Source organism: Streptomyces sp. URMC 126 (genome assembly GCF_051386555.1).
GTDB lineage: Bacteria > Actinomycetota > Actinomycetes > Streptomycetales > Streptomycetaceae > Streptomyces.
On record NZ_JBPQTX010000767.1, the window covers coordinates 1 to 288 of the forward strand.

At 63.2% G+C, this 288-nt stretch carries 1 pseudogene; it reads left to right on the forward strand.

Going from position 1 to position 288, the window contains the following annotated elements:
- Nucleotides 1-288 (forward strand): annotated as a pseudogene (locus ACSNOK_RS33820) (DEAD/DEAH box helicase); the annotation flags it as partial.

Genomic DNA, 288 nt, shown 5'->3' on the forward strand with positions numbered 1-288 from the left:
GTCGCACCGGCCGCGCGGGTGCCAAGGGCGTCGCCGTCACCCTCGTAGATTGGGCTGACGTCACCCGCTGGAAGCTCATCAACAAGGCCCTCAACATCGAGCTGTCCGAGCCGGTCGAAACTTATTCCACCTCCCCCCACCTCTACACCGATCTCGACATACCCGAGGACGCTCAGGGCCAGATCATCGACCTTGAGAAGGCCGCTTCCGAGAAGAAACGGCGACAGCATCGCCACGGCCATGATGGCTCCCACCATGAGAAGGCCACACGGCGGCGCTCTCGTGATG